Here is a 23,772-nt window from a genome sequence, read left to right as displayed (position 1 = left end):
GGGACGAAGTTTGCTGTAATCCGATGGTAGTGCTGAGCAGGACCCCCATGTCCACAGACGTTCCTCTGTTGGTGGGTGCTGGCCCCTTGCCTGAACTACGGATGCGCGAGGCCTGCACGGCCCTGGCCGAATCCTTGGGACTCGCGCTGAGCCACATCAGCGAAGGGGAGTCTCCGCAGCAGTGGCTGTCGGATCCATCGGCTCGGAGGGGCCTGATCCGCCTCAGCGGCGATGCCGCGCGACAACTTCCGGAGGGGGGCAGCTGGCTGGACGCCCTCGCCGACTGGCGCCACCCCCTGCTGTTGATGGTGGTCGGCGAACCCGGAGGTGGCGTTGCCGGATCAGCCGCGGCCTACACCGCCCTCTGTCATCAGCTCGGCGCTCCTCTGATGGGGCTGATCCAGATCGGGTCAGCATGGAACCGTCTGCAACGTCGTCGGGACGGTCTGCCGTGGATTGGATGGATTCCCGCCCCAGGCGAGCCAGAACGGGGGCTCGCGCTTGACCACCTGGTTCAGGAGCTGAGGCGGCGCAGCCTCACAGCCGTGGCCACAGGGGCAAGGACTCCCCAGCCTTGATCTGACGCAGCACCTGCTTGCCGGCCCGCTTGGCCAGCGGCAGCTGCTTAATCTGCACCGATGCAGGACTGGAGAGAATGGCCGCCGCCAGGCTGAGCATCTCGGCCTTGGAAAGATTGGTCTCCACGTCGCTGGCGGCAATGTCCACCAATCCGGGGATCTTGCCCATCGTCCGTGGTCCCCTGAACTGCTCCACCACCGCGCGGATCAGCAGCTGCTGCCGCAAGCGGCGGTTGGGATCATCCAAAGGATCCTTGAGATACCGCGCCAGCTGCTCGGCCTGGGCACCATTCAGACTCTGGCGACCGGCCTGCAGATTAACCGTGTAATTCTGCGCCTTATCCTTGCGTTGGAACGAGGCATTCAGGATTACATCGAGATCACCAAGGCCATCCACCACGGAGCGCAGCACCCGCCGGGGGAGCACCACATAGCGGTGCGGTTGATCAGCCGGCAGGCCGACCAGTTCCCGGATCGCATCGTTCAAGAGGGCAACACCGCCCTCCTGCCAGAGGCTGCCGAGCCCGGAAGGCGTGGTCTGACCCGGGAGCTGGAGTGCGAGTTCGATCGGCACCTGCAGCACCCGAAGTGGCTGTTGGGCATCGACCCGCAACAGCATCACAGCATCGGCATTGGCCCGTCCCCGCGGCGCCGCATTGTTCATGGGATCTCCGGTCTGATCCGCATCGATCCCCACCAGCAACAGGGTCACAGGTCCCAGAGGCAAAGGGGCCAGGTTGATGGGGTTGTCGGCTGCGACAGGCGCCGCCGGGGCCACCTGATCGGGCTCCGGCCAGACCGTGCTCAACATCCACCCCGTGGCACCAAGGCCCACAACGGCAGCGGAAAGGCGCAGCAAGGTTCGCAGGGGGTATCGGCCCAGCCAGGTCATCAACCGCTTCGGTTGGGTGGGAGTCATCGTCCCCAGGCGTGCTACGGCGCCTAGTTTCGCCCAGTTGTCCAGTCCCGAGCACCATGGCTCTGCGCCACGACTTCCGCAACCGACCGCCCGAACAGGTGAGGGTCGTGGTGTTCGGAGCCACGGGCTACATCGGTCGTTATGTGGTGCGCGAGCTGGTGGAGAGGGGTTACCAGGTGGTGGCCTTCGCCCGAGAACGAAGTGGCATCGGGGGCCGCCAGAGCAAGGAGCAGGTGATCAACGACCTGCCGGGCGCCGAGGTTCGATTCGGTGATGTCACCGACCCCGCCTCCCTGGCGGCAGAGGCCTTCAACCAGCCCACGGATGTGGTGGTGTCCTGCCTGGCCTCCCGCACGGGCGGTCGCAAGGACTCCTGGGCCATTGATCACCAGGCCACCCTCAACACCTATCGAGAGGGACGACGGGCTGGAGTCGCCCATTACGTGCTGCTTTCAGCGATCTGCGTGCAGAAACCGCTGCTGGAATTTCAGAAGGCCAAGCTGGCCTTTGAAGCGGAACTGCAGGCCGATGGGGAGATGACCCATTCGATCGTCCGGCCCACCGCCTTCTTCAAGAGCCTGGGTGGGCAAGTGGAAAGCTGCCGCAAAGGGGGGCCCTATGTGATGTTCGGCGGCGGTGAACTGGCGAGCTGCAAGCCGATCAGCGAAGACGACCTGGCTCGCTTCATGGCCGATTGCCTGCGGGATGAGGACAAACGCAACCAGATGTTGCCGATCGGGGGCCCGGGCCCGGCCCTCAGCGCCCGGGAACAAGGGGAGATGCTGTTCCGAGCTCTCGGGAAATCTCCACGGATGCTGTCGCTGCCGCTGGCCCTGATGGACGCACCGATCAACCTGCTCGAAACCCTGTCGCGCCTGTTCCCCGGACTGCAGGACACCGCTGAATTCGGGCGGATCGGGCGCTACTACGCCAGTGAATCGATGTTGGTGTGGGACGCCGAGCGGCAGCGCTATGACGCTGATGCCACCCCCTCCTACGGCAATGACACCCTGGAACAGTTCTTTGAACTGGTGGTGCGGGACGGAATGGCTGGTCAGGACCTGGGGGATGCCGCCCTGTTCTGAAGCGGCCATCCTTGGGACAAATCGGAGATCCGATGGAACAGCCCACAGCACCGCGGCCGCGCAGCACAGGGGTTCTGCTCCATCCCACCGCTCTCCCCGGCAGCCCGGTCTGCGGAAGCTTCGGTGAACCCTGCCGCCGCTGGGTTCATCAACTGGCGGACAACAACATCGGGGTCTGGCAGATCCTGCCGCTGGCGCCACCGGATCCCACCGGGTCTCCCTACAGCTCACCCTCCTGCTTTGCCCTGAACCCCTGGCTGCTGGATGCCGCAGATCTGACGGCGGAGGGCTACATCAGCAGCGACGACCAGGCAACGCTCCCGGGGGCAGATGCCCCCAGCGACGGCATCAACAGGGTGGACTTTGCGCTGGCGAACCAACGCAGCCAGGCCCTGGCCACGGCCCTGCTGAGCCGCTGGTCCGAACAGAGCCAGGAGCGGCAGGACACCTTCCGGTCCTGGTGCGAGGAACAGGCCTGGCTGGAGGAACACGCCCGCTACAGCGTTCTGCATGATCAACACGAGGGAGCCTGGTGGAGCTGGCCGAAAGCGCTGGCGACGCATCGGGAGGGAGCCCTTCAACGCTGGTGCGACGACCACGGCGAGGCGCTGCTGCAGGTGAAGCTGGTCCAGTGGCACCTGGACCGCCAGTGGAAGGCCATCCGGTCGCTGGCAAAGGAGCGCGGCGTACTGCTGTTCGGCGATCTGCCCTTCTATGTGAGCGCCGACAGTGCCGATGTCTGGAGCCACCGCTCCCTGTTCACCATCAAGGAAAACGGCGAACTCACCACGCAGAGCGGCGTCCCCCCGGATTACTTCTCCGAGACCGGACAACTGTGGGGATCCCCGGTCTACCGCTGGGGCCGCCATCGCCTCACCCGTTTCCGTTGGTGGCGGCATCGCATCGCCCGTCAGCGGCAACTGGCGGATCTGCTGCGGCTTGACCACTTCCGTGCCCTCGCGGGCTACTGGGCCGTGCCGGGGGGTGACACCACAGCTCAGAATGGCCGCTGGCAACCCTCACCCGGTCGATCCCTTCTGAGCAAACTGCAGCTGGATGGTGGCGGTGCCCTGCCCTTGATCGCGGAAGACCTCGGGGTGATCACTCCGGATGTGGAGGCCCTCAGGGATGGTTTCCAGCTGCCGGGGATGAAGGTGCTGCAGTTCGCCTTCGATGGCATGCAGGACAACCCCTATCTGCCCGAAAACATCGATGGCAGCCGCTGGGTGGTGTACACCGGCACCCATGACAACCCCACCACCCTGGGCTGGTGGAACAACCTTGATGAGGCGAGTAGGGAGCTCATCACCAGCCGGGTGAACGGCCCGGTGGAGGCCCCGGCCTGGCACCTGTTCGACATGGCCTTCGCCACCACTGCGGAACTGGTGGTGGCTCCCCTGCAGGATCTGCTGCATCTGGACGACAGCGCCCGCTTCAACACCCCAGGCACCAGTGAAGGCAATTGGAGCTGGCGGTTGCCGCACTATGACGACAACCTCAATGGAGCCCTGAAGGGCTACGGGGAGCGGGGGGCTGTCTGGGGCCGCAGCGGAGCCGGAGCGGCAGCCCTGGTGGCTTCCACCCGATAGGTCCCTGGACGGGTTGTCTCTGCTTTTAGGGCCTCTCCGTTCCAAAGCAGCTGGTCGGCCTCCCCCGGCGGAGGCTTGATCACCAGCTGCACCGGGGCCAGTAACTGCAGGGTCGCCGTGCCGGCCTCAAGTTGCAGCTGCAACCGATCCCCACCGCCGCTGAACAATTGAAGCTGGCTCGGCTGAGTCAACTGCAGGGTCAGCACCCCCGGGCGGGACCTTGGCAATCCACCGGCAGCGTTCAACCAGTCCTGCGGCTGCCATTTGCGAGCCAGATCGAGCGGCCGCAGATTGTCGAGCTGCGGATCGGTGGGAGACAGGGCTGCAGTCGTATCCAGGCCGCTCAGGTCGACGCGCACCGGCTCCAGGCTCTGACTGTTTTGCAGGGCAAGGTTCTGCTGCTGACGGTTGATCATCAGCAAACTCAGGAAGATCAGAATGGCGTACACCAGGCTGCCCTGCCAGGTGGTGAACACATCAATGCTGCCGGGCGTGAAACGACGCTGAGCCAACGTCGCCTTGCGCTGGGGCACCACGGCCGGGGGGAGAACCGGCTCCAACACCCCCGGCGTCAGTGCCAGGCGCCGCTCCAGTTGCGGCAGCATCGATGCCAGATAGGCCCGCTCGGGCAAGCGGTCGGGCCAGCCGCGCTCGAGGGCTTCGATCACCGGGGTGGTGATCCGAGTCTCCTGAGCCAGCTCCCGCAAGGTCAGCCCCTCAGCCTCCCGGCGCTGCTGCAGCAGTTGGCCCAGCTCCCGCAGCTGCTCGTCGCGGGAGAGGCCGTCAGGAATAGCGATCTGGGAGGAACGGGAGCGACGCCGCCAGGGGCGCGGAAACGTCAGGCGCATGAACCGTGCTGAGGGGCGCGGGGCTCGACCCGATCAAGCAATGGCTCCCATTCTCCCCTGCTGAGCTGCCGCCAGCGACCCTCCGGCAGGGCCCCCAGGCGCAAACCGGCAATGCCGACCCGCTGCAAGTCAACGACCGGATGCCCCAGGAGATCAGCAACACGGCGGATCTGACGGTTGCGGCCCTCCAGCAGGACCACCTCCAACAGCGTGCGGTCGGATCGACGCTGCAGCACACGAACCTGAGCAGCGCGGGTCATGGTGCCGTCCAAAAGCAGGCCCTTCCGCCAGCGCTGCAGGCTGCTGTCCAACGGGACCCCCTCCACCATGACCCGATAGGTCTTGGGATGGTCATAGCGGGGGTGCGTGAGCCTCAGGGTCAGGTCCCCCTGATCGGTGAGGAGCAGGGCGCCACGGCTGTCGGCATCCAACCGACCCACCAGGTGGAGTCCCCGGCGCAGATGCCTGGGCAGCAGATCCAGCACGGTGGAACGACCGCGCGGGTCCCGACAGGTGCTGATCACACCAGGGGGCTTGTTGATGAGCAGCACGGTGGCCTCCCGGCGGGGGGACAGCGGCCTGCCGTCGACATGGATGCTCTGGCTGTCAGGGTCCGCCTGATCACCAAGGCGGGAGACCTGTCCATCGACCTTGACCCGGCCGGCCACAATCCAGTCTTCAGCGGTCCGCCGCGAGCAGAGTCCTGCCGCGGCCATGATTTTCTGCAGACGCTGCCGGGTCACGCGCTGAGACTCTTGGGCAGCACCAACTCCATGCAGGTCCCACCATTGGGATGGTTGCGCGCTTCGATGCGACCACCGTGATTAACGGCGATCTGTTGCACGATCGCCAGCCCAAGGCCACTGCCGCTGCGGGCGGAACGGGCCCGGGATGGATCACCGCGATAGAAACGTTGAAACATGCCGCCGAGGTCCGAATCGCTCAGTCCGGGACCGTGGTCACGGATGCTGAGCAACCACCAGCCACCGCTGGGAACGATGGAGACGTCCACGCTGGATCCGTTGGGGGAGTAGCGCAATGCGTTGTCGAGCAGATTGAGCACCGCTCGGTGCAGACGCCTTTGATCGCCCATCATTGGCCCTGTTTCGGAGCGATTCAGGTCCATCGTCACCTCGCGCTCCTCCGCCAGGGGGCGAATGCTGGTCCAAGCGCTGTCCACCAGATCCTCCAGAGTGATAGCGGTGTAACTGCTGCTTTCCTGGGGCAGGCTGTTTTCGAGGCGCGACAGCTCCAGCAGGTCCTCCACCATCAACTGCAGCCGCCGCAGCTCGCGCTGCAGGCGCTGCACCAGCACGGTGTCGCTGCCCTCAACGGCCATCTCTAGCCGGTCGCTCACCAGCATCAAGGCCGTGAGCGGCGTCTTGAGCTCATGGGCCACATCACTGACCCAGCGCTCCTGCTGTTGTTGCTGAGCTTCCAGTGACTGACGGCTCTGGATCAGCACCAGCAGCCATTCATCGGAGCCCGGCAAAACGAGGGCTTCCAGAGGGTCCCCCAGCTGCTCCCATTCGCTGCGCTGTGGGCGCTGCTGATAGCGGGTGCTGACGATCGCTTCTTCAAGCTGAGGAATCGATAACACCTGGTCCATCGGCATACCGCGCACCAGCAGATTCCTGGAAATGTGCAGCAACCGTTCGGCCCTGGCATTGATGTAGGCAATGGACAGATCCGGCGAGAGGATCAACCAGCCCTGGGTTGCTGCATCAATCCAAGCCAAGAGCTGAGGGGCATTCAGCACGCCTTGGCGAAAACCAGGACTGTCTTCGTCAGCAATGCGAGCCCTTCGCAGGCGTCGACGCTGGATGATCGTCATGGTGGCGGCACCGGCACCGAACCCGATCAGAAGGGGAACAAGCACCAGCTGCTCAGCCGAATCGATAGCCGAAACCCCGCACCGTGCGGATCAGTTCAGGGGAAGACGGCTGCACCTCGATCTTCTCCCGCAACCAGCGGATGTGGACATCCACTGTTTTTGTGTCGCCGACGAAATCCAATCCCCAGATCTTCTCGAGCAACTGATCACGACTCCAGACCCGCTTGGGGTGCTGAAGGAACAGCTCCAGGATTTTGTACTCCTTCGGAGAGAGATTGAGGTCCTTGCCGTCACGGGTGACCCGGCACTCATTGATGTAAAGGCAGAGATTGGCGTGGCTGTAGATCTCGGGAAGAACAGCAGGGGTTTGTTGAGCACGCCGCAGCAGCGCCCGGCAGCGGGCCACCAGCTCTCTCAGGCCAAAGGGCTTCACCAGGTAGTCATCAGCCCCGACCTCAAGGCCGAGCACCCGATCCGTCTCACTGTCCCTAGCACTGATCACCAGGATGGGCGTGTTGTTGTTGAATCGCCGCAACTCACGACAGAGATCCAAGCCCCCCAGGCCGGGGAGCATCAGATCGAGCACCAGCAGATCCACGGGCTGAGCAGGCTCACCCGAGAGCAGTCCAAGGGCTTCTGAGCCATTGGCGCAGGTGAGCACTTCATATCCCTCGGCGCGGAGAGCTTCACCGACGGTTTCACGGATACTGTCGTCATCCTCAACAACAAGCAATCTGCTGGTGGCCACGGCAGCGGGAATGGTGGTCACGCCGGATGGTGTTGAGACACCTCCAGTCTGGCCCTCAGGCCTGCATTGGTCGAGTCATTCACCAACAAGGTGAATCAGAAGAATTCATCGAAGTTGTCGAAGTCCACGGCCTTGAAGTTGCCGCTCTCCACCTGCAGCATCAACCGCTCCAGCTGAGCGAACAGTGCCCCACCCGTCAGCAGAGACAGCAGCAGGGCCACCAGCAGGGCCACACCCGCGGCGAAGCCGAAGATCTGCAGACAGCAGCCGATGAACAAGGTGATCCCGATCAGGATCCCCGTAAAGCTGAGGCTGATCTCCGCTGTGGCCAGGGGAAGGAGCGGCAGACGATCCTGCTTCCAGCCATCGAGCTTGTCCTGCACCTGGCGGCCAAAGGTCAGACCACAAAGCACACCCATCAACAGCCCAACGCCGGCCATCAGATAGGGAGGCTGGGGCAACACGGCCAGCTGCAGCAGCATCTCGAGCTGCTCCGCGGTGATCTCCTCGGGCATCGACGCCTCAGACAGATTTGGAGGGGTGACCCTAGCGGCAACTGATCAAGCGGCTGCGAGGGGATTGAGTCGCTGCAACAGACCACCCGCGATCCGCCCAGGGCCGAATGTACGGGCCAGCAGTCCCATCAGCGCACGAACGTCGTCGATGTGCAACCGGTCGTCGCGGATCAAGGTGAGCAAAAGACGCTTGCGCAGATCAGCACCATCCCGGCTCAGCAACAGGCGCATGCCGGCCCCGGCCACCGGGAGCAGTTCCTTACCAGGAGCCGGAGCGTCCTGGCCGACCACCGCGAGGAGGTTTTCCAATCGATCCAGGCAGAGACGTCCATCCGCATCAAAGATCACCTCCAGCAGCTTCTCGCGCATCTCACTGGTGTCGCCCGCCAGCAGGCGACGGGCCACATAGGGGTAGGCCACGGCGATGATGCGGAAATTTGGATCGAGGCGCAGGGCCAGCCCCTCCTGACTGACCACCGCCCGGATGATCAGAGCGAAGCGTGCCGGCACCCGGAAGGGGTAGTCGAACATCAACTCTGAAAAGCGGTCGGTGATCGCCTTGAAATTGAACGAGCCAACGGAATCGCCAAGGCTGCCGCCAAGCACCTCCTCCAGGGCCGGCACGATCGGCGTGAGATCTGAAGTGGGGCTGAGGAAGCCGAGGTTCTGAAAATCCTCAGCCAGGCCAACGAAGTCGCGGTTGATCAGATGAACGACGGCACCGGTGAGCGTCAGCCGATCGCTGTCGCTGATCGAATCCATCATCCCGAAGTCCACGTAGCCGACATGGCCCAGGTCGCCGCTGCGGCCCTGCAGAGCGAAGAGGTTGCCGGGATGAGGATCGGCGTGGAAATAGCCGAACTCCAGCAATTGCTGCAGGCCGCAAATCACCCCGGTGCGGATCAGTGCTGCCGGATCGAGTCTGAGCGCCTGCAGTTCCTCGCTATCGCGCATCTTGGCGCCGTCGATCCAGGTGGTGGTCAGCACCCGGGTGGAACTGAGCATCCGCTCCACCCGTGGAACGTAAACCGTGTCGTTCTCGGCAAAGAGGCTGGCGAAGCGTTCAGCGTTGTCAGCCTCCTGGACGTAGTCGATTTCCTCGAACAGGCTGCGACCGAACTCATCGATGATGCCCCCGAGACCGAAGCCGAGATTGAGCGGCAGCAGGGGTGCGGTGAGCACACCGAGCAGACGGATCAGCACCAGGTCCCGGCGCAGGATGAAGGTGAGGTTGGGGCGTTGGACCTTGACGGCAACCCAGGCATTCCCCTCCAGGCGTGCCTTGTAGACCTGTCCAAGGCTGGCGGCCGCGATCGGAGCGTCGGGAAACTCAGCAAACAACTCATGGGCCGGGGCACCGAGCTCCTGCTCAATCCGCTCCAGGGCCAAGGCATGGGGAAAGGCGGGAAGGTCGTCCTGCAGGCGGGTCAGTTCATCCAGCCAGTCCCGGCGCACGAGATCAGGACGGGTGGACAGGGCCTGACCCACCTTGATGAAACAGGGACCCAGCCCGGTGAGGGTGTTGAGGATGCGACGGGCCAACGTTTGCTGCACCCCTGATTCCGAACTGCCGCCCTGCAGCAGCAGCACCAACACAAGGCCCCCAAGGGACCACAACACCTGAATCAGCCGAGGAATGGCAATCCACGGACGCAGCAGCAACCAGCGCAGATCGCGGCTGGGGTCGTATCGCATCGCCACTGCCTTGAACAGCATCAGACTCTAAGGAGATCCCACTGGATCCCATGGCCCTGCTGCCTCTGCTGCATCGAGACGTCGGTCGGCCCCTGTTTCTTCCCGCCCATGGGCGCGGCGCTGCCCTGCCGCCGGCGATGCGGCGGTTGCTGCAGCGTCGGGCGGGTCTGTGGGATCTGCCGGAACTACCGGCGCTGGGAGGCCCGCTGGAGAGCGAAGGAGCTGTGGCCGACAGCCAGCGTTCCGCGGCGGATGCGATGGGGGTCAACCGCTGCTGGTACGGCGTCAACGGCGCCACGGGGCTGTTGCAGGCGGCCCTGTTGGGCATCAGCCGCCCAGGGGAGGCGGTGTTGATGCCTCGCAACGCCCACCGCAGCCTGATTCAGGCCTGCCTGCTCGGACAGCTGACGCCCCTTCTGTTCGATCTGCCCCACCTGCACGACCGCGGTCACCCTGCTCCGGCCGATGCAGCCTGGATCGAGAGGGTCCTTGCGGCCCTTCCTGCCGAGCATCCGCCGATCAGTGCGGCTGTGCTGGTGCATCCCACCTATCAGGGCTATGGGCTGGACCCCGCACCGCTGATTCAGCGCCTGCAGCAAAAGGGCTGGCCCGTGCTGGTGGATGAGGCCCACGGCAGCCATTTCGCTGCAGAGGTGGATCCGGAGCTGCCGCCGAGTGCCCTGCGGGGAGGGGCGGATCTGGTGGTGCATTCCCTGCAGAAATCAGCGACGGGATTGGCGCAGACCGCCGTGCTCTGGCAGCAGGGGGAGCGTGTGGACACAACTGCGCTGGAGCGCAGCCTGGGCTGGCTGCAGACCACCAGCCCCAGCGCTCTGCTGCTGGCCTCCTGTGAAGCGGCGCTGTTGCACTGGCACGGCCCGGCGGGACGCCGACAGCTGGGTCAGCGCCTGATCCAGGCCCGGACCCTGCGGGACCAGCTGCGCCGCGATGGGCTGCCCTTGCTGACAACGGAAGACCCGCTTCGGCTGGTGCTGCAAACGGGGCAGGCCGGCATCAACGGTCTCGATGCCGACGACTGGCTTCTGCCTAGGGGACTGGTGGCGGAACTGCCGGAGCCCGCGACACTCACCTTCTGCCTCGGGCTTGGCGACCAGCGAGGACTGCGCCGGCCATTGCGCCGTGCCTGGCAGCAGCTGCTGAAGGCTCATCCAGGCCGCAGACCTCAACCGCCCCTGTCGCCATCACCCCTGCCGCTGGTGGCGCAACCGGAAATCGCTGTCGCCGAAGCATGGCGGGCACCCCATCGCCTCTGCCTGCTGGAGCAGGCGGAAAACACCATTGCAGCGGATCTGCTCTGTCCCTACCCCCCTGGTATTCCACTGCTGGTGCCAGGGGAGCGGCTCGATGGGGCTCGGCTGCGCTGGTTGCTGGAGCAACGCAAGCTCTGGGGGGATCAGATTCCAGGCAGTCTTGCCGTCCTGGCCAAGGTCGCTTGAATCGGATCAGCCATGGCCTTGGCATGCCCCTCCTGGCCCTGATCCTGTTGCTCACTCCTGCTCCAGCCTGGAGCAGTCCCAGCGCTGAGGAGTTTCAGGTCGAAGACGCCGTTGAGCCCTTAAGGGTCCCAAGACCAGCGGCGACGCCGCGGTTGCTGCGGGTGGTCAACGGTGCTGCCAGTTGGTATGGGCCTGGCTTTTACGGTCGCCAGACCGCAAGTGGTGAGCGGTTGCGCAAGGGCACCTTCACCGCAGCTCATCGGACCCTCCCCTTCGGGACCCGGGTGCGGGTCACCAATCTCGACAACGGCCGCAGCGTCGTGGTGCGGATCAATGACCGTGGACCGTTTCGGTATCACAGGGTGATCGACCTGGCCCATGGGGCGGCCAGTGAGCTGCGGATGATGCGAGCCGGCGAGATCTCCGTGCGTCTGGAGATCCTTCCCTGAGGCCATTGTTTAGCCTGATTCCGCAGGTCCTCCAGCCAGTGTGATCAGAGAGGTCTTGTCCCCTTCCATTCCGTCAATGCGTGCCGCCCAGAGCCTGCGCAAGCGTCTTCGCAGTGGCTTGGCCATCGGCGGCTTCGGAGCCTTGGTGGTTCTGCTGGGGGGCTGGTGGCTCACGCTCGGGGTCGGTGTGATCGTGCATCTGGGCCTGCTGGAGTTCTTCCGCATGGCTCAGTTCAAAGGGATCCGCCCTGCCACCAAGACAACCCTGGTGGCCTGCCAGCTTCTGCTGATCACCACCCAGTGGGCGGCTGTTCAGAGCGGCTGGCCAGAAGCGCTGTCGGCTGCCGTGCTGCCCCTGGCGGGCACCGCGATCTGCGCCTGGCTGCTGCTGCAGCCGGTGACCGGATCGATCGCCGACATTGCCGCCTCGATCTTCGGGTTGTTCTATCTGGGTTTTCTGCCCAGCCATTGGCTGGCCCTGCGCAACCTTTCCGATCCAGCCCTGGCTCCTGGAACAGCCGCACTGTGCAGCAGCGGGCTGGCCATCACCCTGTCGAGCTGCCTGATGATCGTGGCCAGCGACATCGGTTCATGGGCGTTCGGCAAGCGTTACGGCCGCACTCCCCTGTCACCGATCTCACCCTCGAAAACAGTGGAAGGCGCTCTCGGAGGCTTCGGATGCGCCATGGCCGTCGGCCTGATCTGCGCGCGGGTGATGGGATGGCCACTCTGGGGATTGCCAGGGGTGGGCGTCGGCGCAGTGGTGGCCCTGATCGCCCTGGTGGGAGATCTCACCGAATCGATGATGAAACGCGATGCCGGACTGAAGGACTCCGGAGACGTGCTGCCTGGCCATGGCGGGATCCTGGATCGCATTGACAGCTATCTGCTGACCCCGGCCGTCCTGTTCGCACTACTGACCCTTGCCCAACCGCTGATCAACGTCGGCTAGCACGATTCAGAAAATATATCGTTACTCCGGAGTTACGATTGCGTGCCCCTTCAGGTTCAACAATCCTGCCCCCAAGTTCGCATCGGTGATCTTGATCGCAGGATCCATCGGCAACACCGCCCGGGTCTTAGGGGAATCTGAGGCCGACAGCACCACAGTGCCCCCTTCGGCTCGCAGACGAAAGCATTTGCGGATCGGGTCCCGCTGCGCTGCAACCGATGCCTTCAACACCAGTTCATCGTTTTCGATCCGCAGTTGCCCCAGGGGCTTCAGACCCATCAGTTGCTCTGCAAGCCAATCCCCAAGTTCACGCCAACGCTCCGACAGCAGGGCATCGCCGAGGGGCTGACCGGGCATCGACACCGTGCCGCTCACCTGGAACGGCTCCTTCAGGGCCAGCATCCGGCCTGGACGCAGCCAGGTGAGATCCACCTGAATCGGTCCACTGCTGATCTCGGCATGCTGCAGCGGCAACCCTTCGAAGCGCACATCCCGTGCTGACAGAACCGCCCCCTGCAGCCGGCCCCGCATCAGACCCAGGGACGACCCTTGCAGCGTGAGGTCCAGATCCCCCACCTGGTCGCAGCGACTTCGGATCCAGAGCCGCAGACCAGTGGAAATCAGCTGAAGCAGGGGATCGCTCATCGACCCAGCAGTTCCAGGCAGCGGTCAGCAACCCGCTGAGGCTGATCGATATGGGGAAGATGGCCGCAGGCCTCAAACGTCTCCGCCGGGTTCTGCAGCAACGTTTGAGCGTCCCGCTTGAGCGGTGCCCGCAGGATCCGGTCGTCAGCGCCCCAGATCACATGCAAGGGCTGGGGTGGCAACGGCACGCCGCATCCGGCGAAACCACCACTGCGGGCAAAGGCAGCCAGTGCTTCGGCCCAACCCGGGCATTGGAGATGCAGCGATGCGATCTGCTCCTCCGGTGGACCCACCTGACCATCGGGATCCGCAAACGCCTGACGACACAGACCGCGACGCACCCCAGGCCGGGACAGAAACCAGGCCCCGAGCCGATCCAGCAGAGGCGGAACCGGCATGGGACGCCCCGTCAGGCCAGCAGGCGCCAACAGCAACAGCGCCTTGATCCTCTCGGGCTGGCGTCGGGCCAGCTCCACCGCAACGGCTCCCCCCATGGAGGCTCCGATCGCATCGATCGGACCATCCGCTTCCAAATGCGCCAGCAGAGCGTCGAGATGTCGCAACACGGCTTCAGGGCCGTAGGACGCCTGGGGCGGACGCGGAGAAAAGCCGAAGCCGAACAGATCAGGGATCACCAGCTGGAAGCGCTCGGCGAGCAATGGCACCAGGCGGCGATATTCCAGAAAGCTGCTGTCAAATCCATGCAGCATCAACAGGGGAGGGCCCTCTCCGACAACAGCGACCGGGAAGGGTTGATCAACATCAAGATCCGGCAACGGCCACCATTCCACCTCCAGTGCCAGAGCCCTGGCCTGAGGGTCCAGCAACCCTGGAACAAGACCATCCAGCAGAGACTTCAAGGCACAGCGGGGATGGGTTCAGCGGCCCCCACCAGCGCCTCCAGCAACGCTCCAGGGGTAACGGCGAACGGGAGGTGGTGCAGGTCGGAACCTTCGCGGCAGGCGAAAGCACACACCTCCCGCAGGTCACTGAGGCTGGCGGCGGACAAACCGAGATCATCCAGGCTCACGGGAAGCTGCAACTGCCGCATCAGCGGCAGCAGCTGACGGTGCGCCTGCCCCGCCAGGCGGTTGCCACCAAGGCGTTCTTCCAGGCGGAGCTGCACCAGGATTCCGAAGCCGACCTTCTCGCCATGAAGGACGTGGTGGCAGGCCTGCAACTGGGTGAGGCCGTTGTGAACGGCGTGGGCCGCCACGGTGCGGCAACGGGCACCCCCCAATCCACCCATCACACCGGCGGTGAGGGCGCAGGCTTCTGCCGTACGGGCCCAGGCCGCACTGTTGGGATCCTGAAGGGCCAGAGGCCCATCAATCAGCAACTGATCCCGAAGCACGCGGGCCATCTGCACGGCCTGCTGCACCAATCCATCACTGCTGTCGCTGCTGCTGACCGACGCCTCATACCACTTCGCCAGGGCATCGGCGATGCCGCTGGCCAGGGTTCGAGTGGGAGCCTGGCGAACAAGGCTATGGTCAAACACCAGCAACTCAGGACAGCGCTCCAAGGCCACATCGCCCTGGAAGGCACCTTGGGTGGAATACACATTGGAGAGCGCCGTCCAACCTGCGCAGGTGGCAGCACTAAGGGGCACGGTGATGCATGGCAGCCCAAGCCGGTGGGCCAGCAGCTTGCCGGCATCCAGAACCTTGCCTCCACCGGCAGCCACGACGGCATCACAGTCGGAGGCTTCGTGCATGAGCCGCTGAAGGTCGTCTTCGCAGCAATCGAACTGAAGCTCGGCCCGTTGGGGGGCAAGGCCCGCCCCGACGAGATCGCTGGCAAGAGCGTCCCTGAGACTGAATGTGGCGCGGCTTCGACCCAGCAGGAGAGGGCGGAAGCAAAGGGCACTGATATTCGACAACGCCCCCTGCCAGGCACCCTCCCCCCGCAACACCGCCGCAGGGGCGATGGCGTGGGAGGAGATGGACAGAACCATCAGACAGCTGCACCTGCCAGCTGGGGAGAGGTCTCAGCCAGGCCCTTGTGGCGAACGACGACCTTCTTGTCGTCATCGACATCCACCTCAGCATGATCCCCGTCCTTGATCCGACCGGAAAGCACCTCCTCAGCCAGAGAGTCCTCCAGCAACCGCATCACGGCGCGACGCAGGGGACGAGCTCCGTAGGCCGGGTTGTAACCCTCCTCCACAAGGCGCTCCTTGAACGCATCGGAAACGGTGAGGGTGATGCCTTTCTCGCCCATCCGGCCGAACACCTCCTTCAACATGATCTCGGCAATCTCCTTCACCTCGTCGCGACTGAGCTGACGGAAGACGATGATTTCGTCGAGTCGGTTGAGGAATTCAGGCCGGAAGTACTGCTTCAACTCCTCGTTCACGAGAGAGCGGATCCGGGTGTACTGCGACTCCTCCGCACTTTCACCGGAGAACTCGAAACCGAGGCCACCGCCACCCTTCTCGATCACTTTCGAACCAATGTTCGAGGTCATGATCACCAAGGTGTTCTTGAAGTCGACCGTGCGGCCCTTGGAGTCAGTCAAACGACCATCTTCCAGAAGCTGCAGCAGCAAGTTGAACACATCGGGATGCGCCTTCTCGATTTCATCGAAGAGCACCACGGTGTAAGGACGACGGCGAACAGCCTCGGTGAGCTGACCTCCTTCGTTGAAGCCGACATAACCCGGAGGAGAACCGATCAGCTTGCTGACCGTGTGGCGCTCCATGAACTCCGACATGTCGAGGCGGATCATCGCCTCCTCACTGCCGAAGAAATAGGTCGCTAGAGCCTTGGTCAACTCGGTCTTACCGACGCCGGTGGGACCGGAGAAGATGAAGCTGGCAATGGGTCGATTGGGGTTCTTCAGGCCGACACGAGCCCGGCGGATGGCCTTGGACACCGCTTTGACCGCTTCGTCCTGACCGATCAGACGTTGATGAAGCGTCTCCTCCATGTTTAGGAGCTTGACCGATTCGCTTTCGGTGAGTTTCTGAACAGGAACACCGGTCCAGGAGGCAACAATCTGAGCGATGTCCTCTTCGTTCACCATCGGCGACGACTCCGCGGAGTCTGATAGCGCTGCATCTGCGGTTTCCGCTTCAGGCTGAGCTTCGGTGGGCGCATCACCGCGGTTGGCCTGAAGCAGGGCACGGATCTGATCGCGGAGCTCAACCTCCTTTTCACGCAGTTCACCGGCCTTGGTGAAGTCCTGGTCGCGGACAGCGTCCTCTTTCTGTTTCTGAACGGTGCGCAATTCCTTATCCACCTCCTTGGCTTCGGGGGGAAGCTTGGAGTTGAGCAGACGCACCCGTGAACCCGCCTCATCGATCAGGTCAATGGCCTTGTCGGGAAGGAAACGGTCGGAGATGTACCGATCGCCAAGGGTTGCTGCTGCGATGAGGGCGTCGTCGGTGATCTTGAGACGATGGTGCTGCTCATAGCGCTCGCGCAGGCCCCGCAGAATTTCGATGGTGTCATCGATGGAAGGCTCGCCAACGGTGACGGGCTGAAAACGACGTTCCAGAGCAGCGTCTCGTTCGATGTGCTTGCGGTATTCATCGAGAGTGGTGGCTCCGATGCACTGCAACTCACCCCTGGCGAGAGCTGGCTTGAGGATGTTGGCCGCATCAATGGCACCTTCGGCAGCACCAGCGCCGATGAGGGTGTGGACCTCGTCGATCACCAGGATCACGTTCCCGGCGGACTTGATCTCCTCCATGATTTTCTTGAGTCGCTCCTCAAACTCACCGCGGTACTTGGTACCGGCGACCAGGAGACCGATGTCAAGGGTCAGAACGCGCTTGTCCTCAAGGATGTCGGGAATTTCACCCTGCTGAATGCGCTGCGCGAGGCCTTCAGCGATGGCCGTTTTGCCCACCCCAGGCTCGCCGATCAGCACTGGGTTGTTCTTGGTGCGGCGGCCCAGGATCTGGATGACCCGATCAATCTCGTTGTGACGGCCGACCACCGGATCCAGCTTGGCTTCGGTGGCCATCTGAGTCAGGTTGCTGCCGAACTCATCAAGGGTTGGCGTTTTGGTGGAACCCTTCGCACCACCGCCGCCGCCGCCGGAGACTTCAGCGGTTTCACCCAGCATGCGAATCACCTGGGTTCGGACCTTGGCCAGATCAACCCCCAGGTTCTCGAGCACGCGGGCGGCCACACCTTCACCTTCCCGGATCAGACCCAGCAGCAGATGCTCGGTACCGATGTAGTTGTGCCCCAGCTGACGAGCCTCCTCAAGAGAGAGCTCAAGCACACGCTTGGCTCGTGGGGTGAAGGGGATTTCGACCGCCACAAAGCCGGATCCACGGCCGATGATCTTCTCCACTTCAACCCGGGCGTCCTTGAGGTTGACACCCATTGACTTCAGAACCTTGGCGGCGACGCCAGTGCCTTCTCCGATCAGACCCAGAAGAATCTGCTCCGTGCCAACGAAGTTGTGACCGAGCCTGCGAGCCTCTTCCTGGGCCAGCATGATCACCTTGATGGCCTTCTCAGTAAAACGTTCGAACATCGCGAGGCCGATACGTAAGTGTGACCAAGCTATCAGGACTGTGAGGCCGATGCGAGTGTTCGGTCGGTTCGGTCACTTTCCAGTCGGGTACAGGCCTGTCGCAGAAGAAAATTAACAACAAGATCAAAAAGATTTCGTTCTTTTTTGTCTCCCAGGGACGGGAAACCGAACAACACCAAAAGCCGACCGGAGCTACTCCTCGGGGGTCAACCGACACCATTGAATGAGGGCGTCGGAACCGTCTCTGTAGTAACCCTCCCGACGACCGGCGGTTCGGAAACCAGCGCGGTTGTAAAGGGCGAGGGCGGCGATGTTGTCATCGCTGACTTCGAGGGTGGCGTGGGCCGCACCGTCCTGTCGTGCCCGTTGCAACAGCGCCAGCAGCAGACAACGGCCATGGCCCCGTTGACGCTCATCGGGATCCACTGCCACCACGGTGATGTGCAGTTCATCCACGACCAACCAGCCGCAGGCCACTCCCAACAACCGCTGGTTCTTGACCAGCCCGAGGCAGAGACGACGGGGATCCTCCAGCTCACGGCGCCATTGCTGAACAGTCCAGAACCCGTTCAGAGCTCGTTCATCCAGCCCAAGACATGCGGCCAACCAGCTGGAATCGAGATCGGTGACGGTCACCCTGAACCTGCCTGGGTCAGTCCGATTCCTACATTGGCCCTCTTCGCAGGCCCGACGTGACCCAAGCCATCGCCAGCCAGAAGCCCTTCGAAGCGGACCGAGATACCGCCAGTCCCAACCGCAACCTGGCGCCGGTCACCACCGATCTGGATGACAACGATCGGCTGATGGTGGGTGGGTGCCTTCTGAGCGACCTTGCCCAGCGCTACGGCACACCCCTTTACGTGCTGGATGAGGAGACGGTGCGAGGCACCTGTAGGGCCTATCGGGATGCCCTGAAGCAGCACTACCCCGGTCCCTCCCTGCCGATTTACGCCTCCAAAGCCAACAGCTCACTGCTGATGAGCAGCATTGCCGCCTCCGAGGGCCTTGGCCTCGACGCGGTGTCTGCCGGCGAACTCCTGACGGCTTTCCAGGGGGGCGTGCCCGGCGAACGGATGGTGCTGCACGGCAACAACAAGAGCGACGACGAGCTCCTGCTCGCCTACAACAACAACGTCACGATCGTCGTCGACAACCAGCACGATCTGGATCGATTGGCGGAGCTGGTGCCCGCCGGCAGCCCGCCAGCCCGGCTGATGCTGCGCTTCACCCCCGGCATCGAATGCCACACCCACGAGTACATCCAAACCGGTCACCTGGACAGCAAATTCGGCTTTGATCCCGACCTGCTGGAGTCGGTGCTTCGACAGTTGGTTGATCAACCCTGGGCGAAACTCACCGGCCTCCACGCCCACATCGGCTCCCAGATTTTCGAACTGGAGCCGCATCGGGACCTGGCAGCGGTCATGGCCGATGCCTTCAAGCTGGCCCGAGACATGGGTCATCCCGTGGAAGACCTGAATGTGGGGGGTGGCCTTGGAATTCGCTATGTGGCCTCAGACGATCCGCCGACCATCGAGCAATGGGTGAAGGTGGTGGCCGAGGCCGTCACAGCGGCCTGCCGCGATCGGCAATTGGAGCTGCCCAGATTGCTGTGTGAGCCGGGGCGTTCCCTGGTCGCCACCGCCGGGGTCACGCTTTACACCGTGGGCTCCCGCAAGACCATCCCCGGCATTCGCACCTACGTTGCCGTCGACGGTGGCATGAGTGACAACCCCAGACCGATTACCTACCAATCCCTGTACACCTGCTGTCTGGCCGACCGTCCGCTGGCCCCTGCGGAAGAGACTGTGAATCTGGTGGGTAAGCACTGCGAATCCGGTGATGTGCTGCTGAAGGATCTGCCGATGCCCACCACCCGCAGCGGAGACATCGTCGCCGTGTTCTCCACCGGCGCTTACAACGCATCAATGAGCTCCAACTACAACCGGATCCCGCGACCAGCAGCCGTGGTGGTGAAGGGCGGCAGTTCCGAACTCGTGCAGAAGCGGGAGCAGCCGGATGATCTGCTGCGCTACGACGTCCTGCCAGACAGGTTCAGAGCGTTACTTTGATATCAGTATGAAGTTGGCTTGGTGAACGTGCTGGCGGTGGTGGATCCGCGCCTGGTCCTTGACGTTCTGTTTGCCACTGCCATCGGCTTTCTGCTGTTCTCCAGGGTCAACGAAGCTCGAACCCTGTGGTTGCTGAGGGGATACCTCTTCCTGGTATCCCTGGCCTGGTTCGTCCAGCGATATGCCGACCTACCGCTCACGTCGAAGCTGGTCGACGCGCTGGTACTGGCCTGTTCATTGTCGTTGGCCATTCTCTGGCAGGGAGAATTGAGACGTCTGATGGAACTGCTCGGCACCGGCAGGTTGGCCGTGTTGCTCGGCAATCCACAGAAGGAGTTCCGGGGCAATGCCGGCACCGTGACCCAGATCACCGAGGCAGCGGGTCGCCTTTCGCAGCAGCGTCGTGGAGCCCTGATCGTTGTCGACATGGGCAGCGATTTACGCCCTGAGGACTTTCTCAACCCAGGCGTTGCGATCGGTGCCCAACTGAGTCGCGAGCTGTTGCTGAATCTCTTTGCCGCTGACACACCGCTGCACGATGGCGCTGTTCTGGTGCGCGGCAATCGGATTGAAGCAGCCGGCGTGATCCTGCCGCTCTCCCGCCACAGCGTCAGTCGCTACGGAACCAGACATCTGGCAGCTCTCGGAATAACAGAACGGTTCGATCGCTGCATCTGCATCGTTGTTTCGGAAGAGACCGGCACCCTGTCTCTGTCCAACCAGGGCAAACTCGAACGACCCATCACCAGTTCCAGGCTGGAGGAGCTCCTGCGGGAACTGTTCAGCGCAGCGGAATCCAGGCCACCAGCACGACGTACGGTGGGGAACTCATCGGCTGAATCGCTGTCTTGAGCCGACCACCGGCCACCAGCCACGACCTCACTGCGTCCAAGTTCTGCCCGCCGGAGCTTGATCGCGAGCGGTTGCCTGCGCACGTGGCCGTGATCATGGATGGCAACGGCCGCTGGGCGGAATCCAGGGGGCTGCCGCGGGTGATGGGTCACCGCGCCGGAGTGGAAGCGCTCAAGGCGACCCTTCGGCTCTGCAGTGACTGGGGTATTGGTGCCCTCACCGCTTACGCCTTCTCAACGGAGAACTGGTCTCGGCCAGGGGATGAGGTGAATTTCCTGATGACCCTGTTTGAACGGGTGCTGCAGAGGGAGTTGCGCACCCTCGAGGAAGAGCAGGTGCGCATTCGTTTCCTTGGGGATCTGGAGGCCCTGCCGCTCAAATTGCAGGAGCTGATCTCCGATGCCACGGATCGAACCGCCGGCAACGGCGGCATTCACTTCAACGTCTGCACCAATTACGGCGGTCGGCGGGAGCTGGTGCGTGCGGCCCAGCGCTTGGCGCGCCAGGCCGCCAACGGCGATCTGGCTCCCGAAGACATCGATGAAAACAGCCTGGCGGCGGAATTGTTCACCGCCGGCGAGCAGGATCCTGATCTGCTGATTCGCACCAGCGGCGAACACCGGATCAGCAACTTCCTGCTCTGGCAGCTGGCCTATGCCGAAATCCACGTGACCGATGTGTTCTGGCCTGATTTCAACGAGAAGGCCCTGAAACAAGCCCTGCTCGATTTCCAGAGCCGCTCCCGCCGCTTCGGAGGCCTTGATCCACTCACGCCATGACGCTCACGATCCGCCACGACTGGACCATCGCCGAAATCCAGGCGCTGCTGGAACTGCCTCTGATGGAGTTGCTCTGGCAGGCCCAGACCGTGCACCGAGCCGCCAACCCGGGCTACCGGGTGCAGCTGGCCTCCCTGCTGAGCGTGAAAACCGGCGGCTGCGAAGAAGACTGTGCCTACTGCTCTCAATCGATCCACAACAGCAGTGATGTGACGGCCTTCGAGGCTCAGATGCAGGTGGAGCCGGTATTGCAACGGGCCAGGGCCGCCAAAGAGGCCGGCGCCGATCGCTTCTGCATGGGCTGGGCCTGGCGGGAGATCCGCGATGGGGCTCCGTTTGAAGCCATGCTCTCGATGGTGCGGGGCGTGCGGAACCTGGGCATGGAGGCCTGCGTGACAGCTGGGATGCTCACCGATCAGCAGGCGGACCGGCTGGCGGAAGCGGGGCTCACCGCCTACAACCACAACCTGGACACCAGCCCTGAGCACTACGAGCGGATCATCTCGACCCGCACCTATCAGGAACGACTGGAAACCCTTCAGCGGGTGCGCCGAGCCGGGGTGACCCTGTGCTGCGGCGGCATCATCGGCATGGGGGAAACCCTGCGGGATCGCGCCTCAATGCTGCAGGTGCTGGCCTCCATGAACCCTCACCCGGAAAGCGTGCCCGTCAATGGACTGGTGGCTGTGGAGGGCACCCCTCTGGAAGATCAAGCCCCCTTCGAACCACTGGAACTGGTGCGGATGGTGGCCACGGCCAGAATTCTGATGCCCCAGTCGCGGGTGCGGCTCAGCGCTGGCCGTGAATCGATGAGCCGTGAGGCCCAGATCCTTTGCCTGCAGGCTGGCGCCGATTCGATCTTCTACGGCGACGTCCTGCTGACCACCGGCAACCCGGACGTGGAGGCCGACCGTCAGTTGCTCGCCGACGCCGGGGTTCAGGCCAACTGGCAGGAGTGCCAGACCACGGCATGAGCCGCTTGCTAGTGGCGGCGTTCTACGCCTTCACACCCCTTGATGACGACCAGCGCGAGGCCTTGCTGAACGCCTTGCCGCCGCTTGCTTGCGAAGAAGATGTGCTCGGCTCAGTTCTGGTTGCCAAGGAAGGCGTCAACGGCACGATCAGTGGTCCGGAAACGGGGGTGGAAAGCCTGCTCGCTCACCTGCAGCGACAGCTCACCCTCGGACAGCACCACTTCGAGCGGTTGGCAGTGAAGCGCAGCTGGGCGGAACGGTCGGTGTTCCGTCGCTTCAAGGCCCGGCGCAAGAAAGAGATCGTGACCATGGGGGTTGAAGGCGTTGATCCCAGGATCAATGTCGGCACCTATGTGGATCCCGAGGATTGGAACGCCCTGGTCGATGACCCCGACACCCTGGTGATCGACACCCGCAACCACTACGAGACTGCCATCGGCAGTTTTGACGGTGCCATCGACCCCGGCACCGACAGCTTCCGCGACTTTCCGCAATGGGCTGAAAGCGAGCTTCGCCCCCTGGTGAACGGCACCGCCCCAAAGCGCATCGCCATGTTCTGCACCGGCGGCATCCGCTGCGAGAAAGCCAGCACTTACCTGCAACAACAGGGGTTCGGTGAAGTGCATCACCTGAGGGGCGGCATCCTCAACTATCTCGAGCAGGTTCCTGAGAAGGACAGCCGTTGGCGGGGTGAATGTTTTGTGTTCGATCAGCGGGTGGCCGTCAACCACCAGCTGGAACCCGGAGAACACAGCCTCTGCCACGCCTGCGGGCTGCCGCTTTCACCCGACCAGCGGTCGTTACCGAGTTACATCAAGGGAGTGCAGTGTCTCCATTGCATCGACCGCTTCTCGGAAAGCGACCGGGCACGGTTCGCCATGCGCCAACGGCAGATGGATCAGAAGTCGTCGGACTCCTCCTCTGAGTCCGATGGCTTGGCGTCGTAGAACGCCTTCCATTCAGCATCCGTTTTGCAGTAACGACCGTGCTCCAGCATGTGGAGGGTCTGAACGGAACAGCCCAGGACAACGATCACCATGGGAATCAACCAGACCGGATCCCGGAAGGAAATGCGCTTGCGGGCCATCAGTTCACCTCCAGTTCACGGTCGTACACCTCATCGTTCTGGGATGCCCAGCGCGCTTCGGTGACACAACCACCGGCGTGAATCTGGTGGTGGGCCACGAACAGACCCACCATCCAGGCGAGCAGTCCAATCGGAACCAGGGCTCGCATCAATGCATCAGACCGTTCGACCCCACGCTTAACGCATCCACACTCCGACGC

Annotated in this window: 25 protein-coding genes; 11 read left to right on the top strand and 14 right to left on the bottom strand. The window is 63.4% G+C overall.

Annotated elements, in window-relative coordinates; genetic code table 11:
* Positions 1-47: 47 nt before the first annotated feature.
* Positions 48-578 carry a hypothetical protein gene (locus tag SynA1528_RS04645; RefSeq protein WP_186587911.1) on the top strand — a complete coding sequence of 177 codons (531 nt, stop codon included), beginning with the start codon at positions 48-50 and terminating at the stop codon, positions 576-578.
* On the opposite strand, the gene SynA1528_RS04640 is transcribed toward SynA1528_RS04645, so the two are convergent.
* Positions 538-1,497: an LCP family protein gene (locus SynA1528_RS04640; protein WP_186587910.1), complete on the bottom strand. Its 960-nt coding sequence runs from the start codon at positions 1,495-1,497 to the stop codon at positions 538-540. The genes SynA1528_RS04645 and SynA1528_RS04640 overlap by 41 nt on opposite strands.
* 56 nt (positions 1,498-1,553) lie before the next feature.
* On the opposite strand from SynA1528_RS04640, the gene SynA1528_RS04635 reads away from it, so the two are divergent.
* Positions 1,554-2,582, top strand: a complete 1,029-nt coding sequence (locus SynA1528_RS04635) for an NAD(P)-dependent oxidoreductase (RefSeq protein WP_186587909.1) — start codon at positions 1,554-1,556, stop codon at positions 2,580-2,582.
* A 32-nt stretch (positions 2,583-2,614) separates the two neighbouring features.
* A complete protein-coding gene (gene malQ / locus SynA1528_RS04630; RefSeq protein WP_186588280.1) occupies positions 2,615-4,171 on the top strand; it encodes a 4-alpha-glucanotransferase in 1,557 nt (518 codons plus the stop codon).
* Here malQ and SynA1528_RS04625 read toward each other — a convergent pair.
* The 6 genes from SynA1528_RS04625 to SynA1528_RS04600 all read right to left on the bottom strand — a co-directional run bounded on the left by SynA1528_RS04625 (position 4,099) and on the right by SynA1528_RS04600 (position 9,811).
* On the bottom strand, positions 4,099-5,019 hold the full coding sequence (locus SynA1528_RS04625) for a helix-turn-helix domain-containing protein (protein ID WP_186587908.1): 921 nt from the start codon (positions 5,017-5,019) through the stop codon (positions 4,099-4,101). The genes malQ and SynA1528_RS04625 overlap by 73 nt on opposite strands.
* Positions 5,010-5,762, bottom strand: a complete 753-nt coding sequence (locus tag SynA1528_RS04620; protein ID WP_186587907.1) for a pseudouridine synthase — start codon at positions 5,760-5,762, stop codon at positions 5,010-5,012. Before SynA1528_RS04620 ends, SynA1528_RS04625 begins: the two co-directional genes overlap by 10 nt.
* Positions 5,759-6,853: a sensor histidine kinase gene (locus tag SynA1528_RS04615; RefSeq protein WP_186588279.1), complete on the bottom strand. Its 1,095-nt coding sequence runs from the start codon at positions 6,851-6,853 to the stop codon at positions 5,759-5,761. Before SynA1528_RS04615 ends, SynA1528_RS04620 begins: the two co-directional genes overlap by 4 nt.
* 52 nt (positions 6,854-6,905) lie before the next feature.
* Complete coding sequence (locus SynA1528_RS04610; protein WP_186588278.1) at positions 6,906-7,613, bottom strand: response regulator transcription factor; 708 nt, start codon at positions 7,611-7,613, stop codon at positions 6,906-6,908.
* Between the two features lie 83 nt (positions 7,614-7,696).
* Positions 7,697-8,116, bottom strand: a complete 420-nt coding sequence (locus SynA1528_RS04605; protein WP_186587906.1) for a hypothetical protein — start codon at positions 8,114-8,116, stop codon at positions 7,697-7,699.
* Positions 8,117-8,161: 45 nt separating this feature from the next.
* The gene (locus tag SynA1528_RS04600) at positions 8,162-9,811 is read right to left on the bottom strand and encodes an ABC1 kinase family protein (RefSeq protein WP_186588277.1); all 1,650 of its coding nucleotides are present in this window, start codon (positions 9,809-9,811) and stop codon (positions 8,162-8,164) included.
* Positions 9,812-9,861: 50 nt separating this feature from the next.
* Between SynA1528_RS04600 and SynA1528_RS04595 the strand changes: the two genes are divergently transcribed.
* The 3 genes from SynA1528_RS04595 (at position 9,862) to SynA1528_RS04585 (ending at position 12,669) form a co-directional block, all read left to right on the top strand.
* On the top strand, positions 9,862-11,268 hold the full coding sequence (locus SynA1528_RS04595) for an Orn/Lys/Arg family decarboxylase (RefSeq protein WP_186587905.1): 1,407 nt from the start codon (positions 9,862-9,864) through the stop codon (positions 11,266-11,268).
* The gene (locus SynA1528_RS04590; protein ID WP_186587904.1) at positions 11,265-11,717 is read left to right on the top strand and encodes a septal ring lytic transglycosylase RlpA family protein; all 453 of its coding nucleotides are present in this window, start codon (positions 11,265-11,267) and stop codon (positions 11,715-11,717) included. Before SynA1528_RS04595 ends, SynA1528_RS04590 begins: the two co-directional genes overlap by 4 nt.
* A 76-nt stretch (positions 11,718-11,793) precedes the next feature.
* On the top strand, positions 11,794-12,669 hold the full coding sequence (locus SynA1528_RS04585) for a phosphatidate cytidylyltransferase (RefSeq protein ID WP_186588276.1): 876 nt from the start codon (positions 11,794-11,796) through the stop codon (positions 12,667-12,669).
* Positions 12,670-12,690: 21 nt separating this feature from the next.
* On the opposite strand, the gene SynA1528_RS04580 is transcribed toward SynA1528_RS04585, so the two are convergent.
* The 5 genes from SynA1528_RS04580 to rimI form a co-directional block, all read right to left on the bottom strand.
* Positions 12,691-13,314, bottom strand: a complete 624-nt coding sequence (locus SynA1528_RS04580) for an LmeA family phospholipid-binding protein (RefSeq protein ID WP_186587903.1) — start codon at positions 13,312-13,314, stop codon at positions 12,691-12,693.
* Positions 13,311-14,174, bottom strand: a complete 864-nt coding sequence (locus SynA1528_RS04575) for an alpha/beta fold hydrolase (RefSeq protein WP_186587902.1) — start codon at positions 14,172-14,174, stop codon at positions 13,311-13,313. Before SynA1528_RS04575 ends, SynA1528_RS04580 begins: the two co-directional genes overlap by 4 nt.
* Positions 14,171-15,271, bottom strand: coding sequence for an iron-containing alcohol dehydrogenase family protein (locus SynA1528_RS04570; RefSeq protein ID WP_186587901.1), 1,101 nt, complete (start codon positions 15,269-15,271; stop codon positions 14,171-14,173). The genes SynA1528_RS04575 and SynA1528_RS04570 overlap by 4 nt, the downstream gene beginning before the upstream one ends.
* Complete coding sequence (locus SynA1528_RS04565; protein ID WP_186587900.1) at positions 15,271-17,808, bottom strand: ATP-dependent Clp protease ATP-binding subunit; 2,538 nt, start codon at positions 17,806-17,808, stop codon at positions 15,271-15,273. Before SynA1528_RS04565 ends, SynA1528_RS04570 begins: the two co-directional genes overlap by 1 nt.
* A 192-nt stretch (positions 17,809-18,000) precedes the next feature.
* A complete protein-coding gene (gene rimI / locus SynA1528_RS04560) occupies positions 18,001-18,444 on the bottom strand; it encodes a ribosomal protein S18-alanine N-acetyltransferase (protein WP_186587899.1) in 444 nt (147 codons plus the stop codon).
* A gap of 56 nt (positions 18,445-18,500) precedes the next feature.
* Here rimI and lysA point away from each other — a divergent pair, with 56 nt between their 5' ends.
* Genes lysA through trhO form a run of 5 tightly spaced genes read left to right on the top strand, consistent with a single transcriptional unit; the run spans position 18,501 to position 23,432 of the window.
* Positions 18,501-19,880 carry a diaminopimelate decarboxylase gene (gene lysA, locus SynA1528_RS04555; protein WP_186587898.1) on the top strand — a complete coding sequence of 460 codons (1,380 nt, stop codon included), beginning with the start codon at positions 18,501-18,503 and terminating at the stop codon, positions 19,878-19,880.
* Between the two features lie 21 nt (positions 19,881-19,901).
* Positions 19,902-20,732, top strand: a complete 831-nt coding sequence (cdaA, locus tag SynA1528_RS04550) for a diadenylate cyclase CdaA (RefSeq protein WP_186587897.1) — start codon at positions 19,902-19,904, stop codon at positions 20,730-20,732.
* On the top strand, positions 20,729-21,511 hold the full coding sequence (uppS, locus tag SynA1528_RS04545; RefSeq protein ID WP_186587896.1) for an undecaprenyl pyrophosphate synthase: 783 nt from the start codon (positions 20,729-20,731) through the stop codon (positions 21,509-21,511). Before cdaA ends, uppS begins: the two co-directional genes overlap by 4 nt.
* On the top strand, positions 21,508-22,485 hold the full coding sequence (bioB, locus tag SynA1528_RS04540; RefSeq protein ID WP_186587895.1) for a biotin synthase BioB: 978 nt from the start codon (positions 21,508-21,510) through the stop codon (positions 22,483-22,485). Before uppS ends, bioB begins: the two co-directional genes overlap by 4 nt.
* The gene (gene trhO, locus SynA1528_RS04535; RefSeq protein WP_186587894.1) at positions 22,482-23,432 is read left to right on the top strand and encodes an oxygen-dependent tRNA uridine(34) hydroxylase TrhO; all 951 of its coding nucleotides are present in this window, start codon (positions 22,482-22,484) and stop codon (positions 23,430-23,432) included. The genes bioB and trhO overlap by 4 nt, the downstream gene beginning before the upstream one ends.
* Here the strand turns inward: trhO and SynA1528_RS04530 are convergent.
* On the bottom strand, positions 23,384-23,572 hold the full coding sequence (locus SynA1528_RS04530; RefSeq protein ID WP_186587893.1) for a hypothetical protein: 189 nt from the start codon (positions 23,570-23,572) through the stop codon (positions 23,384-23,386). The two genes, trhO and SynA1528_RS04530, sit on opposite strands and share 49 nt — an antisense overlap.
* The gene (locus SynA1528_RS04525; RefSeq protein ID WP_186587892.1) at positions 23,572-23,721 is read right to left on the bottom strand and encodes a hypothetical protein; all 150 of its coding nucleotides are present in this window, start codon (positions 23,719-23,721) and stop codon (positions 23,572-23,574) included. The genes SynA1528_RS04530 and SynA1528_RS04525 overlap by 1 nt, the downstream gene beginning before the upstream one ends.
* Positions 23,722-23,772 lie beyond the last annotated feature (51 nt).

Source organism: Synechococcus sp. A15-28, from assembly GCF_014280175.1.
In the GTDB taxonomy this organism is placed as follows: domain Bacteria; phylum Cyanobacteriota; class Cyanobacteriia; order PCC-6307; family Cyanobiaceae; genus Parasynechococcus.
This window is presented reverse-complemented; position numbering and strand designations above follow the sequence as displayed.